The organism is Xenorhabdus anantnagensis (assembly GCF_028598555.1).
GTDB classification, from domain to species: domain Bacteria; phylum Pseudomonadota; class Gammaproteobacteria; order Enterobacterales; family Enterobacteriaceae; genus Xenorhabdus; species Xenorhabdus anantnagensis.
This window is the reverse complement of sequence record NZ_JAQRFN010000006.1, coordinates 89,965-108,291: the sequence shown is the minus strand read 5'-3', so window position 1 is coordinate 108,291 and position 18,327 is coordinate 89,965. Positions and strand designations below refer to the sequence as shown.

General features: G+C 42.8%; 11 protein-coding genes. 7 read left to right on the top strand and 4 right to left on the bottom strand.

Annotation, left to right across the window (positions count from 1 at the left end; translation table 11 throughout):
* Window positions 1-136: 136 nt before the first annotated feature.
* Together PSI14_RS06755 and PSI14_RS06750 are read right to left on the bottom strand one after the other, a co-directional pair.
* Window positions 137-3,379: a non-ribosomal peptide synthetase gene (locus PSI14_RS06755; RefSeq protein WP_273575155.1), complete on the bottom strand. Its 3,243-nt coding sequence runs from the start codon at window positions 3,377-3,379 to the stop codon at window positions 137-139.
* A gap of 578 nt (window positions 3,380-3,957) precedes the next feature.
* On the bottom strand, window positions 3,958-5,592 hold the full coding sequence (locus PSI14_RS06750; RefSeq protein WP_273575153.1) for a cyclic peptide export ABC transporter: 1,635 nt from the start codon (window positions 5,590-5,592) through the stop codon (window positions 3,958-3,960).
* A 1,012-nt stretch (window positions 5,593-6,604) separates the two neighbouring features.
* Here PSI14_RS06750 and PSI14_RS06745 point away from each other — a divergent pair.
* The 6 genes from PSI14_RS06745 to PSI14_RS06720 are packed head-to-tail and all read left to right on the top strand — an operon-like array spanning window position 6,605 to window position 14,269.
* A complete protein-coding gene (locus PSI14_RS06745; RefSeq protein ID WP_273575152.1) occupies window positions 6,605-7,807 on the top strand; it encodes an aspartate aminotransferase family protein in 1,203 nt (400 codons plus the stop codon).
* Window positions 7,808-7,830: 23 nt separating this feature from the next.
* Window positions 7,831-8,859 (top strand): arginine N-succinyltransferase, encoded by a 1,029-nt coding sequence (gene astA, locus PSI14_RS06740; protein ID WP_273575216.1) that lies wholly within the window; start codon window positions 7,831-7,833, stop codon window positions 8,857-8,859.
* A gap of 11 nt (window positions 8,860-8,870) precedes the next feature.
* Window positions 8,871-10,349 (top strand): succinylglutamate-semialdehyde dehydrogenase, encoded by a 1,479-nt coding sequence (gene astD / locus PSI14_RS06735; RefSeq protein ID WP_273575150.1) that lies wholly within the window; start codon window positions 8,871-8,873, stop codon window positions 10,347-10,349.
* A gap of 51 nt (window positions 10,350-10,400) precedes the next feature.
* Window positions 10,401-11,744 (top strand): N-succinylarginine dihydrolase, encoded by a 1,344-nt coding sequence (gene astB / locus PSI14_RS06730; protein ID WP_273575149.1) that lies wholly within the window; start codon window positions 10,401-10,403, stop codon window positions 11,742-11,744.
* A gap of 12 nt (window positions 11,745-11,756) precedes the next feature.
* Window positions 11,757-12,809, top strand: a complete 1,053-nt coding sequence (gene astE, locus PSI14_RS06725; RefSeq protein ID WP_273575148.1) for a succinylglutamate desuccinylase — start codon at window positions 11,757-11,759, stop codon at window positions 12,807-12,809.
* A gap of 35 nt (window positions 12,810-12,844) precedes the next feature.
* A complete protein-coding gene (locus PSI14_RS06720) occupies window positions 12,845-14,269 on the top strand; it encodes an amino acid permease (protein ID WP_273575147.1) in 1,425 nt (474 codons plus the stop codon).
* Window positions 14,270-14,306: 37 nt separating this feature from the next.
* Here the strand turns inward: PSI14_RS06720 and PSI14_RS06715 are convergent, their stop codons facing one another.
* On the bottom strand, window positions 14,307-14,657 hold the full coding sequence (locus tag PSI14_RS06715; protein WP_273575146.1) for a hypothetical protein: 351 nt from the start codon (window positions 14,655-14,657) through the stop codon (window positions 14,307-14,309).
* Between the two features lie 593 nt (window positions 14,658-15,250).
* Here PSI14_RS06715 and PSI14_RS06710 point away from each other — a divergent pair.
* On the top strand, window positions 15,251-15,928 hold the full coding sequence (locus tag PSI14_RS06710) for a hypothetical protein (protein ID WP_273575145.1): 678 nt from the start codon (window positions 15,251-15,253) through the stop codon (window positions 15,926-15,928).
* Window positions 15,929-16,101: 173 nt separating this feature from the next.
* Here PSI14_RS06710 and pta read toward each other — a convergent pair whose 3' ends face one another.
* Complete coding sequence (pta, locus tag PSI14_RS06705; protein ID WP_273575144.1) at window positions 16,102-18,246, bottom strand: phosphate acetyltransferase; 2,145 nt, start codon at window positions 18,244-18,246, stop codon at window positions 16,102-16,104.
* Window positions 18,247-18,327: the final 81 nt, after the last annotated feature.

The window sequence follows — 18,327 nt, the reverse complement described above, 5'->3', positions numbered from 1 at the left end:
CTTGTTGAGTAGACTGGCGGGTCAGTTTGGCTGATTTGGCTAACTCAAGTAGTCTTCTGCGTTCAGCTAATGGTAGAGATGAAAGCTCGTTATTATTCATTTGATTATCACCACTCAAAACAATGTAAAGTAAAATCTAATTCATTGATTTATAAATATCTTGCAGAGACTCTGAATCGAATTGCAGTAATAGAGAGTCGATAATGCATTCTTCAAGCTGACAGAGGGTTGAATGGGAAAACAGTTGATGAATGGATAATTCAGCATCAAATGTTTTCTTGATTTGCGACTGTAGCTGTAGCACCAACAGAGAATGACCACCCAATTCGAAGAAATTGTCATAGCGGCTGATCCGATCCAGTCCCAATAGTTCTTTCCAAATGGCGGCCAATTGTTCTTCGGTTTCGCCTTCTGGCGCCACATATTCGCGGGTTGACATGGCTGAATGATCGGGAGCGGGCAGAGACTTGCGATCGAGTTTGCCATTTGGAGAGAGAGGAAAAGCCTCCATCATCACAAATGCGCTCGGTATCATGTAATCAGCGAGATTTTTGCTTAATTGTTCACGCAGTTGAGAGATGCCCTGTGTGCAATCCTTATTTGGAATTAAATAGGCGACCAGACGTTTATCACCCACACCGTTTTCACGGGCGATCACCACGGCTTCACGAATGTCAGTGCACTGGAGCAGCCGGGTTTCAATCTCACCCAGTTCAATGCGTAATCCGCGAATTTTGACTTGGAAATCGTTGCGTCCCAGATAGGCGATGTTGCCATCCGGTAGCCAGCGTCCCAGATCGCCCGTTTTGTACAGACGAGCATCAGGATCAGTATTGAATGGATCGGCAATAAAGCGTTCTGCGGTCAATTCAGGTAAATTCAAATAACCGCGTGCCAATCCAATACCACCGATATGAATTTCACCGGTTACCCCAATAGGAACGGGCTGGTTATGCTTATCAAGCAAATAGATCTGGGTATTGGCTATCGGACGGCCAATCGTTATTTGAGATTGAGTGTGATGGTTGTCCTGTTGCTCTATCAAAAGATTGCTGGATGCCGTTGACCAGATAGTTGTTTCTGTCGGCCCGTATAGATTCCACAGGCCACTGACTTTTTCTTTTAAGCGCTGTGCCAATTCGTGTGGCAATGCTTCTCCGCCGCTTAATGCTTTAATATTTGCGCCTGTCCAGCCGGAATCGAGCAGCATTCGCCAGGAGGTGGGGGTCGCCTGTACAATTTTGATGTTATGTGCTGCGATCAACTCTTCTAATTGCTTAGGATCTTTAGCCGCCAGTGATGGTGCTAAGACAATGCGGCTGCCGATGAACAAGGGCAAATAGAGTTCCAGCCCGGCGATATCGAAGCCAATGGTTGTGGAGGCGAGCATCGTGTCATCGGCAGTAATTTGCAGTATTTCCTGCATTGAGAGCAGCAGGTTAACCACCCCAATATGTTCTACCATCACTCCTTTGGGTAAACCCGTAGAACCAGACGTGTAGAGCACATAGGCCATATGACGCGATGTCAGCCCCAAACGAGCGGCCTCTAAGTTGTCGTCAGATTGGTAAGTGATGTTGGCCTGAATGGTTGGATTATCCAAAAACCAGACAGGAATTTCGGTTGCCGGCAGTTTTTCTTGCAAGCCAAGATGAGTCAGCAGGATCACAGGTTCACTGTCTGACAAAACATAGGCAAGTCTATCGGTAGGATATTCCGGGTCGAGTGGCACATAGGCAGCGCCGGCTTTTAAAATTCCCAGCAGGGCAATGACCATATCCAGACTGCGTTCCATGCAGATGGCGACGCGATCATCTGGATGAATACCCGCTTCGACAAGGGCGTGGGCCAGCTGGTTAGCTCGCTGATTCAACTCCATGTAACTGAGTTGAGTATTACCATACAGCAGTGCAGTTGCAGCCGGGTTACGTTCCACTTGCTGTTCAATAAGTTGATGAATTAAAGCGTGTTGCGGGAAAGGTTTTTCTGTGTCGTTAAAATCATGGATAACTTGCTGACGAGTCTGTTCATCCATCAATGGCAAACGATTAACTGATCGTTGTTCATCATCCACCATGGTTTCCAGCAGGGTTAAGAGATTCCGCATAAGCCGGGAGATGAATTCGGCATCAAATATCGCAGTATCATAATGAAAGGCATAACCGATTTGGTCACCGACTTCCAAGACATTCATCATTAATGGAACAGGGACATCGGCATATAAAGGGTAAGGAAAAGGCCGCAACTCTGCATTTCCCCACTGTACCGTGACATCGTCATTTTCTGCCATCCAGAGTGTGGTCAAGTCGCCAATGTATCTGGCTTTTTGGAATATCATCACTGTCTGGAAGACAGGATGAACTTCTGCATTGCGTTGCAATTTCAGTTGTTCCAGCACTTTGGAGAAGGGATATTTCTGATTTTCAATACCCTGACGGATGGTTTTAGTGGCTTGTGTAATATGTTCTTGTACCGTCATATCACCGTCTATCTGGCAGCGTAAGGCGACGGGATTGATAAATTCACCAACCAATTTTCCCCAGCGGGCACGGCCTCTTCCCGGCATGATGGAACCGATAATGACATCATCCACCTCGGTATAACGGCTCAGGAGGATTTGATAGGCGGCCAGAAAGATGGCAAACAGGCTGTTATCATATTTTTGCGCCAACGCTTGCAGTTTATGCGTCAGTGACTTGCCTATTATTTTATTTAAGGATACTTTTCCTGTGGCCGGCAGGGTGCTGTTTTTAGGTGGCCATTGTGATACGGCTAAATTGCCTGACAACGTATTTTGCCAGAATTGTTGTTGTTTTTTGGCACTGGCACTGTTTAACCATTTTTGCTGCCATTCCACATAATCATGGAAACTATTTTCGGGGGCGGGTTCCAGAGGTTTTGCACAAAGCAGTGCATCAAGTTCATCTAACAGCACCCAATAAGACCAGCCATCAACGGCCAGATGATCAAAGGTCAGCACCATGACGCTTTCTTGTGGATTGCACTGATACCAGCTGGCATAAACCCGAAGTGGGTGTGCCAGATCAAACGGGTGCCAGCAATCGTCTTGAACCCGTTGTTTAAGAGTCTCTTCGCTAAGGTGTTGGGCATCATGTATCGTGAGTGTGATTTCAGAGCTGTCTGCGATGCAATAGCCCAATTCGCCGTGATATAGACCAAAAACTGCTCGCAGCATCGGGTGTCTTTCCACCAATTTATTGAGAGCTTCTTCTAGGCTCTCGGCTGTTAAGCCTTTAATGCGAGCACAAAATGCACTATTATTTTGACCTCGTTTATCAGGATCAATTTGATATTGAAACCAGCGGCTGCTTTGAGCTTCCGATAAAGGGAATGGTTTCAATTTTTCAGGGTAATTCATTCTATAGCTCCCTTTTATGGGTACATTAAAAATAAAAACATGAGAACTGATAAAACAAAAAATCACACTTGAGTTTAAACTGATAAAAATAGCCCATGAAATAGACGACAAGCCTATTCCTGTTTAAAAAAACACTATATATAGTACTATTTGGTATAAATAATTATGTATCCAGAACCAGCAGCATAAAAATAGCTGACCATTCTAATAAAAAAGAACAGTCTTATTTTTCATGTTTGCTTAATTCCATTTCATCTCTGAAAGAAATTATGTTCCTTGCAATATTAGATAATCTTACATTAAATTGTTTTATTACACATTTCTAATAGTGTCTTTCTAATGTGTCTAATTTTATTATAGGTGTTATGTGTTAAAGTTTATTGTTAATGGTGATTTTATGTTCACATCGTCACTCAAATTCTATTAGGTATATAAAGTGAAATAAGAGCCTAATAAAATAGGCTCTTTGCTATTGAGCTTTATTTCATTCTATATCATTTAATTTCAATTTCATTGTTGTTGATCATATTATAATCAACTCTGTCATTCATCTTTAATCTTACATTGGAGTTTGGAATTCATGGGGTGTAATGGTTTTTATTGCTTATTTCTTTAATATGACCATCTTCTAATTTGATAATACGATCGGCAATATCAAAGTAAGCATCATCATGGCTGATAATTATGACAGTTTTACCACTGGCTTTTAATTCAGGCAGTAGTTCAGTATAGAATAAGCGTTTAAATACCGGATCTTGATCGGCTGCCCACTCATCAAATAGATAAATAGGACGGTCTTCTAAATAGGCTGACACTAATGCCAGTCGTTTCCGTTGACCCGCAGAAAGATTTGTTGTGGAAAATCCGCCGTCAACAATTTTAACTTTGTGTGTCATGTTTAATGCTTCAATATAATGCGTTGCTTTTTCGGTGACATTCGCATCGCTATTGAGTAATTGCTCAAATAGATGGTAATCAGAAAAAACGGCAGCAAAATTTTGACGATAATGCTCATTATTGGAAGACGTTACTTGTACACCGTTTAGTAAGATTGAACCGGATTCTTGCTCAAACAGACCAACAAGCAACATGGCAAGCGTTGTTTTCCCACTGCCGTTCCCGCCGACAATGAAAACAATTTCGCCTTGTGATATTTTCAAACTCAATGGGCCGAGTGCGAACTGGCGATCTTCTTTATCAGTCGTGTAATGGTGAATAACATCTTTCAGTTCAAGCTCGATTGGCCGTTGGCTGTTGAATGGGCTAGGGCCTTCAATTTGTACGGACAATACTTCTTCCAACTGGCTATCAAGACGACGCATTTTATTCAATGAGACTTCCGCTGCCCTCAGTTCTGGAATTGCGCCGATAACCTCACTGATCGGGCCTGATAAGAAGAGAACAAGCAGTGATACAGTAACCAGCGTTGATGGTTCTTGAGGGATCCAAATTGGAATGACAAAGACGATTAAGCCAATAATGACATAGAATGTAACCGCACTGGCGTTAATGACCCAGGCATAGCTGGTGTTCGCTTTAATACAAATCTCTTGGAATACTTTAGCTGCCGGGGCAATTACTTTACTGATAAAAAGATTGCCTTTTTGTTTATTGAGTTGCAGCTCTTTGCTGCCGTCAATCAGACTTTGGAAATTAAGGTATATCTTATCTACTTGATCACGCATCTGTGTCATTAATTTCAATGGATGTTTTTCCCACAGATAAAACAGATACATTCCGATAAGACTGAATACAGCCAGAATGAGAAACAGTTGCCAAGACATCCAGGCTAAATAACTAAAACAGGCTATGATTAGGGTGACATTACCAAAAACAGCCGGCGCCAACATAAAGGAATGTACGAAAACATCGACGTCTTTAGTTAAAACTGCCAATAAACCGTGTCGCCCAAGTTTGTGTAGTTTTTTGAGTGGTGCACGCAAGATTTTGTTACTTAAACTTAGGCGCAATGAAAAAATCGTGGATTGGGCTAAATGGGATAATGTAATTTCTGATACGGTTTTAGTAATAAAAAAAATAAAACAGATACCAAAAAAGCTCCAGAGGAATGAGGTTAGGTTGATCTTTTCTGTTACTCCTTGACTGATCATCCCGACTATCGAAGCACCGGCAAACCCACTAATTAATGCGCTTATTGTCGATACTAGCAGTAATACCCATGATTGACGATATAAATAAGCTATTAGAGTCATAAAAAACAAGCCATTGTCGAAGGTTATAATTAATATGAAAATTCATATATCTACTCAATCCATTATGGTTGTTTTTTTCTTATCAAACTGCAAGCGTGATTTATAGCATGGCAATATTAATAAATATAATTGTGATAAAAATCACTCGCTATGTGAATGATAATAATACCTAATTATATTAAATAAATTATCTGAGTAATATTTTTTAATCAATAATAGAATTTATTGGGTATCTATAAATGATAGGGAAACAAAGTAAGAAAGTATTTCTATTTTGTAGGACACTGTGGTGATCAATACAGGATGTTATTTCAAGAATTGCAAATGGGAGCAAAACAATTTTCACCGGAAGAGTTGGCTAACTGGATAAAGAAACTTATGAATCCTCAAAAGCCACGGTATCTTCTAAGGGATAAGGATCAGTAGGGGATCGAAATCCAGGTATCCGTGTTAACAGTGTAAAGTCACTGTAATTTTCCTGAAAATTTGGCATTCTCAGATCATCAGCGACATTGTGTTATAAGGTAAAAATAGGAAATATTTTAATTTAATTGTTTGATTTTTAACAATATTATTGGCATTTAGTGTAAAAATTGTTAATTGCAAATACATTTTTTAGATCATGGGCATAATGGGTGTCAATGATCTGTGAATAATTATTGAGTGGTAATACTCTATTTCCTTTATCTTCGATTATATACCTCTTTTTTATTTATTTTTTTATGCATAAACGATGCATAAATCTAAAATAAATTCATTGTTATAAATTGTGAAAAACATCATAAAAGTAAATTTATTGTAATTTTATTGTGTTGACTTTGTTAATCCCCAAAGAGATTATGAGGTTAATTACTAATCAAAAGGATAAAAAAGATATTGCGATAATAATGTCATTGGAAATGTATCGAAACAATGAATTGATGATCTAAATGGAACCATTCATTAAAAATTATATTCAATGATATATAAATTTATTTTTCTTTTTATATCCTAATTATTTGAGGAAAAACGAATGCCTAACACGATTCAAAGAAATTGGTTTGACCAGTATATGGTTCCCTGTTTCTCACCAGCAAATTTTATTCCGGTCGTTGCTAAAGGTTCGCGTGTCTGGGATCAGGACAGTAAGGAATACATTGATTTCGCTGGTGGAATTGCCGTGAACTCATTAGGGCATGCCAATGATGAATTAAAGAATACATTAAGTTTTCAAATGGAAAACATCTGGCATATTGGTAATGGTTATACAAATGAACCTGTTTTAAAACTGGCTAAATCTCTGGTTGAAAATACATTTGCAGATAAAGTTTTTTTCTGTAATTCAGGTGCAGAAGCAAATGAAGCTGCATTAAAAATTGCCAGAAAGTATTCTCTCGATAAATATGGAAATTATAAGAACGAAATTATTTCATTTGAAAACTCCTTCCACGGCAGAACATTATTTACTGTGACTGTAGGTGGACAACCTAAATACTCCCAAGACTTTGCTCCATTACCGCAGCAAATTACCCACCTGCCATTCAACGATATCGACGCTCACATATCAGAAAAAACCTGTGCTGTGATTGTTGAGCCGATCATTGGGGAAGGAGGTGTGATCCCTGCCGAGCCTGCATTTTTGAAAGCACTGCGGGAGTTATGTAATCAACATCAGGCGTTGCTGATTTTTGACGAAATCCAAACTGGCGTCGGCCGAACCGGGTATTTGTATGCCTACGAGGAAACGGGCGTAGAACCCGATATTCTGACCAGTGCCAAGGGGCTTGGTGGTGGGTTCCCAATTGGTGCCATGTTGGTTAGACAACATATCGCAGAGGCTTTCCAGCCGGGAACTCACGGGACAACATTTGGTGGAAATCCGCTGGCGGCGGCCGTTGCCGGTAAGGTCATCGAGCTGGTGAATCAGCCGGCGTTTCTTGCGGGGGTACAAGAGCGTCACCATGAATTTATGAGACGCATGTCCGAGCTTAATCAACGTTATCAGGTCTTCAGTGAATTGCGCGGAAAAGGGTTATTGCTGGGGGCTGAATTGGATAAAAAATATCAGGGCAAAGCGAAAACCCTGACCAATATCGCTGCGGAAGAAGGATTGATTGCCTTGATAGCCGGCCCTAATGTGTTGCGTTTTACTCCTGCGTTAAATATCGAACAGCAGGATATCAACGACGGTTTCATCCGCCTTGAAAACGCCCTCAAGCGATTTGTTCAGGAATAAAGCCGATTTGAGGTGATATCATGATGCTATTTAGATCCGTTCAACATAAAGATCTGGGGGATATCCTCAATCTTTCGTCCCGTGCTGGCGTTGGCCTGACGACATTGCCAAATAATCAGGAATATCTGACGGCACGGATTTCACGCAGCATTGATTCTTTCAACGATGCCAGGGGACGAGCACAACAAGGATTTTTATTTACCTTGGAAGACACGGAAAAGCATCGTGTTGTTGGTGTCAGTGCGTTGGAAGTTGCTGTTGGGCTGGAAGAGCCTTTCTACAATTTCCGCGTACATAAATCAGTGCGGGCTTCCCGCGAATTGGGCGTTTATAACTCATTTGAAACGTTGATTGTCGGGCAGGATTATACCGGGTCCAGCGAATTGTGTACGTTGTTCCTTAACCCTGATTATCAGGGAGGAGGCAATGGCGTTTTTCTTTCCAAAAGCCGGTTTCTGTTTATTTCTGCATTCAGGCATCTTTTTCCTAAATCTATTTTTGCGGAAATGCGTGGGGTTGTGAATAACCAAGGGGAATCCCCGTTTTGGAATGCACTGGGGCAACACTTTTTCAATGTTTCTTTTGAGCAGGCGGATTATTTAACGGGGATTGGCACAAAAAATTTTATTGCGGAATTAATGCCATTCTACCCGATTTATGTCCCCCTATTATCTGAAGACGCCCGTCAGGTTATCGGTCAGGTGCATGAAAATACCGTACCTGCCCGTACCATTTTAGAAAAAGAAGGGTTCGCTTATAACGGTGCCGTCGATATTTTTGATGCCGGTGCCATTTTGGATGCGGAAATTGACAATGTACGCACAGTCAAAGCCAGCCGGCTTGTACATGCTAAAAAAATGACAGATCTCCATCGGCCGCAGGATGGCATACCGCACATCGTTTCTAATCTGCATTTTGAGGAATTCAGGGCGTTACTTTTGAATTTTTCCCATCCCGTGGAAGGCGATGAACTGGATTTGACCTCAGCGGAGATGGACGCGCTGCATGTGAATGATGGCGATCCAATACGCTTTGTTTCTCTTTTCTCTTAAGGGCTTTCATCATGAATCATCAAGCAAATTACATTGGCGGTGAATGGATAGCAGGGCAGGGATTGCCTGTCACCAAATGTTCCCCTGTTGATCAACGGGTTATATGGCAGGCAGATGGAGCATCTGCCCGTCAGGTGGATGATGCCTGCCAATCTGCCCGTAAGGCATTTCCAGCGTGGTCCAGGCTGGCGGTTGAAAAACGTATTGCAATTATTCAAACATTCGCTGAGTTGTTAAAACAGGAAAAAGAAAATATCGCCCGTGTGATCAGTGAAGAAACCAGTAAACCGCTGTGGGAAACACGAACAGAAGTCCAATCCATGATGGGTAAAATTGCCATCTCTATAGAAGCATGGGAAGAGCGGACAGGATATTCTGAAATGTCCATGCCAGATGGTAAGGCAATATTGCAGCATCGTCCCCATGGCGTCATGGCCATTTTCGGCCCCTATAATTTTCCGGGCCATTTACCGAATGGACATATTGTTCCTGCATTGATCGCCGGTAATACACTCGTGTTCAAACCCAGTGAATTGACACCTATAACAGCCGAAAAAACCGTAGAGTTATGGATCAAGGCCGGATTGCCGGTAGGCGTTTTGAATCTGGTTCAGGGAGGCAAGGAAACTGGCGGAGCGTTGCTGGAGAGTCGTGAAATTGATGGTGTGTTGTTTACCGGCAGTGCAGCAACAGGATTTCACTTCCATCGTGTTCTGGCCGGCCAACCAGAAAAAATGCTGGCGCTGGAAATGGGAGGAAACAACGCTCTGATTGTAGATGATTATGAAGATATTGAGGCGGCAGTTTACACCATTATCCAATCCGCTTTTATCTCCGCAGGCCAGCGCTGTACATGTGCCCGCAGGTTGCTGGTGAAACAGGGAGAGAAAGGAGATGCGTTAATTCGACGGCTACTTGATGCCGCAGGTCAGATTGTCCCAGCGCATTGGGATGCTGAGCCTCAGCCTTTTATGGGGGGGGTAATCTCTTTGGCGGCAGCGGAAAGTTTGTTGGAAGCTCAGTCCAGGTTGCTGGCTTTAGGGGGGATTGCTTTGCTCACCTTAACCCAGCCTGATCCACATTCAACGTTTATGACTCCCGGCATTATCGACATGACCAAGGTTAAAAACGTCCCCGATGAAGAATATTTCGGCCCTCTGCTGACTTTAAGGCGCTATGCCACTTTCGATGAAGCCATCTCGATTGCGAATGATACACGGTTTGGGCTGGCTTCTGGGCTGATTTCTCCTGATGCTTCTTTATTCCAGCGATTATTGCAGGAAGCGAGAGCGGGGATTGTGAACTGGAATAAGCCGCTGACGGGAGCATCCAGTAAAGCACCATTTGGTGGTATTGGGGCATCGGGGAATCATCGCCCTAGTGCTTATTATGCCGCAGATTATTGTGCTTGGCCGATGGCATCCCTGACGGCTGACAATTTGATTCTGCCGGAAACACTGGCTCCAGGGCTTGATTTCTTTCAGTCTTGATTTCTTCCAGCCTTAATTTTTTCATTAATAAATAGGATGTTAGAGGTGATTATGTCGGGAATTGAAGCAAATTTTGATGGTCTGGTGGGAATGACCCATCATTATGCCGGACTATCAATGGGGAATGAGGCTTCCATGAATCATCGGGGGCAAGAGTCCAATCCCCGCAAAGCCGCACTTCAGGGATTGATGAAAATGAAGGCATTATCTGATATGGGATTGGTGCAGGGGGTTTTGCCCCCGCAGCAACGTCCTAATCTCCCTGCCTTGCGACAACTGGGGTTTATGGGCAGTGACGAACAGGTACTCAATAAAGCAGCACAATATTCCCCATTATTGTTGTCCAATCTCAGTTCTGCTTCTTCCATGTGGGCTGCAAATGCAGCAACGGTTTCCCCTTCAGCAGATAGCGCGGATCAGCGTGTCCATTTCACGGTGGCAAACTTAAATAAGAAGTTGCATCGTTCTCTGGAAAGCATCACGACTTCACGTGCCCTGAAAGCGACGTTTTCTGATCAAAATTATTTCGTCCATCATGATCCTCTGCCACAACATGCAGATTGGGGAGATGAAGGGGCAGCGAACCATAATCGTTTTTGCGGCGAGTATGGCGAAGCCGGTGTACAGTTATTTGTCTACGGACGCAAAGCATTACAGGCAGGTATCGCGCCTGAGCGTTATCCCGCACGGCAAACGCTGGAGGCGAGTCAGGCAGTTGCCCGCCTGCATCAGCTTGAGCGTTCCAGAACCGTATTTGCCCAACAAAATCCGGTTGCCATTGATAGTGGTGTTTTTCATAACGATGTTATCGCAGTCAGCAACCGCAATGTGCTTTTCTATCATCAGCAGGCTTTCTTGAATCAGCCGTCAGTATTGAACGAGTTAAGGGAAAAAATGGCGCAGCTTGGGCATACCTTGATTGTCATTGAAGTCCCTACAGAGCAAGTCAAAATTCAAGATGTGGTCGAATCCTACTTATTTAATAGCCAGCTATTGAGCCAACCAGATGGCAACATGATGCTGATTTTGCCGGAAGAGTGCCGTCAAAATCACAATGTCTCGGCCTATTTACAAAAGTTGATTGCGCAAGAAAATTCCCCCATCAATAAGCTCCATTTCTTTGACTTGCGGGAAAGTATGCGCAATGGCGGTGGGCCAGCTTGTTTGCGACTCCGGGTTGTTTTGAACGAACAAGAGTTAGCGGCGGTAAATCCTGCTACCTTGATGACACCAGAACTGTATCAACGCCTGACGGCATGGGTTGAGCGTCATTATCGAGATTCTCTGTATGCGGCTGATTTAGTTGATCCTCAACTATTAAACGAAGTCTATTCTGCCCTTGATGAACTGACACAAATCCTCAATCTTGGTTCGATATACGAGTTTCAACGCTAATCAGGAGATGAAATGGACTTACTGGGCTTATTGCTTGAAAATAAATTGCTTGAAAACAAGTTGCTTGAAAATAAAATCGAAAATAACTTGTGTTTTCCGCCAACAATTAAATCGTCGTGGTTGGCAGAAGGCGTGTTGCAGCTATTACCGTTATCACAAGAATCACCGTTATCACAAGAATCACAGCAATCATCTTCATCAGAAAAAACAGCCGATACGTTGATTATCTCAGCCGGAATTCATGGTAATGAAACGGCACCTGTGGAAATACTTATCCAGTTATTGTCACAACTGGCGCAGGGACACTTGCCATTGCAGCACAACCTTTTGTTGATATTCGGCAACTTACCCGCTATGCGTGAAGGGCGGCGATATATTGATCATGATCTCAACCGTATGTTTGGCGGTCGTTATCAAAATTTCCCTGTAGGGAATGAATCGACGCGCGCAATGGAGCTGGAATCTGTTATCCGTCAATTTTTTAATGAGCCGGCAGTTATGGCATCAGCCAAGCGCAGACACCTTGATCTTCATACCGCAATTCGAGGTTCCTGTCATGAGCAATTTGCTTTGTTGCCATATCAGACGCGTGAATATGCCGCTGGGTTTTTACAATGGTTGGAAGATAGTGATATTGATGCCCTGGTGTTTCATAACACGCTCGGAGGTACGTTCAGTAACTTTACCAGCGAATATTTCAATGCGGACAGTTGTACTCTGGAAATAGGTAAGGCACTGCCTTTTGGGCAAAATGAGCTGGCAAGGTTCAGTAATATTACCGCGGCCTTGCAGGATTTGATCTCCGGCTTGTCTTCAATCAAACGAGATAAACCGACACTTAAACGCTATCGCGTGATTGATGCAATGATCAAACAACACGACAGTTTTCAGCTCAATATTCCAGAGGATACGAAAAACTTCACTGAATTATCGGAAGGTTTTGAAATCGCTCGCCAGCAAAATCAATCTTGGAAAATCAAGTCTCCTGCAAACTTTATTCTGTTTCCCAATGCCCATGTTGCTATTGGGCTACGGGCAGGCTTGTTGTTGGCGGAATTAACATAATAAATTCATAAAAAAGCAAGCCGTAGAGGTTATTGATGACGAAACCCTTAAAAACACCTGTGGCGCAATCCGCAGGTGCGCAGAAACTTTATCGTGGATTAAGTAAACGTCATGTCCAGTTGATTGCAATTGGAGGTGCTATTGGTACGGGATTATTTATGGGGACAGGAAAAACCATTGCCGTATCAGGGACTTCAATTATTCTGACTTATCTTCTGATTGGCTTTTTCGCTTTTATGGTAATGAGGGCTATGGGGGAGTTGTTGCTCTCCAAATTGGATTATAGAACGTTTGCCGATTTTGTAGCTGATTATCTTGGGGATAAGGCCAGCTATTTTCTGGGATGGACTTATTGGATGAGCTGGGTCGTCAGTTGCATCGCAGATGTTGTGGTCTGCGGTGGGTATATCCAGTATTGGTTCCCCGATAGTTGGCTTTGGCTAACGGCACTGTCCATTTTGGGATTAATGTGCTTATGTAACTTTTTTTCAGTGCGGCTATTCGGCGAAACGGAATTCTGGTTTGCCATGATTAAAGTCGTAGCGATAGTTGCCTTGATTATTGTTGGCATTGGCATGGTTTTTGTGGGTTGGACTTCACCCAATGGCGTGACAGCTTCTGTTCGTCATTTGACGGAGCCAGAAGTATTCCTGCCGAATGGGGTATTCGGGTTTCTGGCGGGTTTTCAAATTGCCATTTTCTCCTTTACAGGTATTGAGCTGGTCGGCACTGTGACGGCTGAAACTAAAGAGCCAGAGAAAGTTTTGCCGAAAGCGATCAACAGCATTCCTATTAGAGTCATTATCTTTTATGTGCTTTCCATCATGTGCATTATTGCTGTTACCTCATGGTCACATATTTCACCAGATGTAAGTCCATTTGTGACACTGTTTGCACTGGCCGGATTGCCGGCAGCAGCAGCGGTGATAAACTTTGTCGCGCTGACTTCGGCTATGTCTTCAGCGAACAGTGGGCTATATGCCTGTACCCGAATGCTTTATGGTCTGTCGACGGAAAAGTTGGCGCATAGTAAATTTAGGCAACTTTCGATAAAAAGCGCGGTTCCTGTTTTCAGCTTGATGTTCTCGGTTATTTGCATGATATCTGGTGTATTCTTGCTGTTTATCATTCCCAATGTAATGAAATTATTTACTATTGTGACTACAGTGGCAGCCATCATGGTTGTTTACAGTTGGTGTATGATATTGCTTGCTTATTTGGCTTACCGAAAGAAACGGCCTGACTTGCATAAAAAATCCATTTATAAAATGCCGATGGGCATTCCCATGACTTGGTGTACTTTGATATTTTTTGCCTTTACGGTGGTGATTATGGTGTTTGATTACGACACCCGTATTGCGCTTTACGGTACGCCAGTGTGGTTTGTGATATTGGAAGTTTTGTGGCGCATGCGGAAAAATCGCGAACAGCAGGTTATTCGGGATAAGATGGTAAATTAAGTTTTTTGTATGCCAACGGAAAATGGGTAGTGGTTACTTACCTTACTCGATGCGTAGCAAGGAGTAAGGAAGTAACCAGATATTTTAATTGCTTAAAAAGAGAATATGCTGCTCGAGCCTTTTTACTCGCATTCGAATCAAAGGTAAGCTTATTATCAGTGCTAGTTATATAATTATAAAGAGATATTGTTATCGTATTTTTTGAATTTATTGGGTTGAAACCAAATGTGATTCTTGCATCTTTATTGTCATCTACGCCTAAAAAAACTGAAGTTACATAACCTTGTTTATTCAGATTTTTGTCACAGTTTCCAGCATAAGAATAAGCATAGTTATTCATTGTCGTAGCAGTAGCAATAAGAATAATTAGAATAATTTTAAATTTCATAATAACCTCGTTTAAGATTAAGTTGAAACACGTAAATATATTTAATGTATTTTAAGGTGTGATCAACAAAACTGAAACTTGAATGGAATATTTCATTATTTTCATCAGGTAGGTTGATGTTATCCTCGCGTCTTGTTTATTAATGAAAATTTATAATATGGAAACAGCATGTTATATAAATAATATCTAATAATTAAGATTTAACCAGAATGCAAGAATCAGTTTTCTTTGTTGAAAATAATAGTGTTTAATCCCTTTGAATATTCACAATAATATTTATGTGATAGATGAAAGTACATTGAGTTCCACTGATGGATAAATGAATTTCTATTGTGTTTTAGTGAAATGAAATTTATCTATAAAATGCCAATGGGCATTCTTATGATGTGGTGTACTTTGATATTTTTTGCCTTTACGGTGGTGATTATGGTATTTGATTATGATACACGTATAGTGTTATATGGCCTCCGGTTTGGTTTATGATCTACGAATGAGAAAGCGTCGGGAAAAACAGCAAGCCCGGAAAGCAATGGTAAATTGAATGAACCAAATCTTCTGAATATATTTTTTATATTATTATTTGGAGATATATCATGATACTTAAATCAAAATTTTTTAGCATCTTGAACCCAGATACAACCGGGCCATTGACTCGTAGTGAAACAAATTTAACAAATAGGGATTTCAGGCTATTTAATGTTAAAAATTCTATCACTATCAGAGAGGTTGGGCTTCAAGATGCTTTATGTATTGCTAATCGAATAAGAACAAACATGATTAATGGTGATTGGCTTATAGGCTCTAATCAGAGCAGACAATTAAGTCGGGAGCAGGAGCGGTGGAATTCAAGATATAAAGCTACCTATGGAATACTTACTCAAATCTCTTCTATCCTAGAAAGTAAATTTGAGGGTGCCTCAGCCTCAATAGAGCATTATTTCTTTGTGATGTTTTTTCAAGAGGCGCCAATTGGAATGTTAATATTTTCTAATAACAAGGAAAAAGTCTCAGAACCGCCCTCTATTATAGAGTTTGCTACTCACATAGGTATTAGAAATTGTGGCATTATTCTGATGGAATATGCGGTAAATAAATCAAACACACTTGGTAAAAATGGGAGCATCAAACTAATACCAGCACCTGCTGCGAAAGAGATTTACTTTCAATATGGGTTTGGATATCAAAAAGGTTACATGCTATTAGAACCCGCCAAAAGTGATAAATGGGGGTTTTGGAAGGAGGGATATTATTTTAAGGCAAATTGTGTATAAACAGAAAGTTTCTGGCTCCCTGAACCATTGGACATAATTGTGGAAGGTAAATACCGTTTATATAGAAATGAATCATGTGTTGGCTGGAATTGGAAACTAATCTTATTTCCTATTATAAAAAATAGCCCCACGCTAACAGCGTAGGACTATTTCATGTTTATGCGGCGAGAGAATTAAGCATTTTCTTGCTGGGTTGCCTGAATTGCAGTCAGTGCAACGGTATAAACGATATCATCAACCAGTGCGCCACGGGACAAATCGTTAACTGGCTTGCGCATGCCTTGCAGCATTGGCCCGATGGAGACCAGATCAGCAGAGCGTTGTACCGCTTTATAAGTGGTGTTACCGGTATTCAGATCCGGGAAGATAAACACGGTAGCCTGACCTGCGACTGGTGAATTTGGCGCTTTGGATTTCGCCACGTCGGCCATGATAGCCGCGTCGTACTGCAATGGGCCGTCGATGATCAGGTCTGGACGTTTTTCCTGTGCCAGACGGGTTGCTTCGCGAACTTTCTCAACATCGCTGCCTGCACCAGAGTTACCGGTAGAGTAGGAGATCATCGCAACGCGAGGCTCGATACCAAACGCTTTGGCAGAATCGGCGGATTGAATAGCGATTTCAGACAGTTGTTCAGCGGTTGGATCTGGGTTGATCGCACAGTCACCGTAAACCAATACTTGCTCTGGCAGCAACATGAAGAAGACAGAAGAGACCAGTGAGCTGTTTGGCGCAGTTTTAATTAACTGCAATGGCGGACGAATGGTGTTAGCAGTGGTATGAACCGCACCGGAAACCAGACCGTCAACTTCGTTTTGTTCCAGCATCATTGTGCCCAGAACCACGTTGTCTTCCAGTTGTTCGCGGGCAACCACTTCGGTCATGCCTTTGTTCTTACGCAGCTCAACCAGACGTGGAACGTAACGTTCACGTACTGCCGCTGGATTAACGATCTCAATCCCTGCGCCCAGCTCAACACCTTGAGCCGCAGCCACACGACGGATTTCTTCTGGATCACCCAGCAGGATACATTCTGCTATGCCACGTTCAGCACAGATAGCTGCTGCTTTGACGGTACGTGGTTCATCACCTTCTGGCAGGACGACGCGCTTGCCTGCCTGACGAGCCAGCTCGGTCAGCTGATAGCGGAATGCTGGTGGAGACAGGCGATTTGAGCGCTCTGATGTTGCCGCCAGAGAATCGATCCACTCATTGCTGATGTGCTGTGCAACGTAGTTCTGGATTTTTTCGATACGCTCGTGGTCATCGGCTGGAACTTCGAGGCTGAAACTTTGCAGGTTCAGGGAGGTTTGCCATGTATTGGTTTTCACCGTGAAAACTGGCAGACCAGTGTTGAATGCGCGTTCGCACAGCTCACGGATAGGCTCATCAATTGAGTAACCACCGGTCAGCAATACAGCACCAACGTCAATGCCATTCATGGCAGCCAGACACGCAGTGATCAGTACATCAGGGCGGTCAGCAGAAGTCACCAGCAGAGAACCCGGACGGAAGTATTCCAGCATGTTAGGAATGCTGCGGGCACAGAAAGTCACGGATTTGATGCGACGGCTTTCGATGGCGCCTTCATTGATGATGTCAGCTTTCAGGTGTTTGGCCATATCAATCGCACGGGTAGCGATCAGATCGAAACTCCATGGAATGCAGCCGAGAATTGGCAATGGGCTGTTTTTGAAGATGGTTTTTGGATCGATGTGCGCAATAGTCGCTTTGGTTGATTCGTCAAAAATCTCAGATAAATCTGGGCGAGTGCGGCCTTGGTCGTCAACTGGTGCATTCAGTTTGTTGACAATAACACCGATAATATTTTGATTCTTGATACCGCCGTATTCAGCGCGGCTCAGTTCAATACGCTCTTTCAGCTGTTCCGGGCTGTTAGTACCCAATGCAGTCACGAATACGATTTCAGCATTCAGGGTCTTAGCGATTTCATAATTCAGAGATTGGGCAAACGGATGTTTGCGAGTCGGAACCAGACCTTCAATCAGAACGACTTCTGCATCTTTGGTGTTTTCGTGGTAATGCGCCACGATCTCTTCCATCAACACGTCTTTTTTGTTAGTGGTCAGCATTGATTCCACATGCGCCATATCCAGAGGTTCAGCAGTATGGATGCTGGAGTGTGAACGGATAATGGAGGTGGTTTGATCCTGAGAACCTGTGTGACGTGGTTGTGCGATAGGTTTGAAAACGCTCAGACGAACGCCTTTTTGCTCCATGGAGCGAATAACACCCAGACTGACACTGGTTAAACCAACGCTGGTGCCAGTGGGAATTAACATAATTGTACGGGACACGGAAACCTCTTTAACGGTTGCTCGTCAGTCAATAAATGTGACTCAGTGCGATATATTCAATGCTATATAAATAGACGAAAC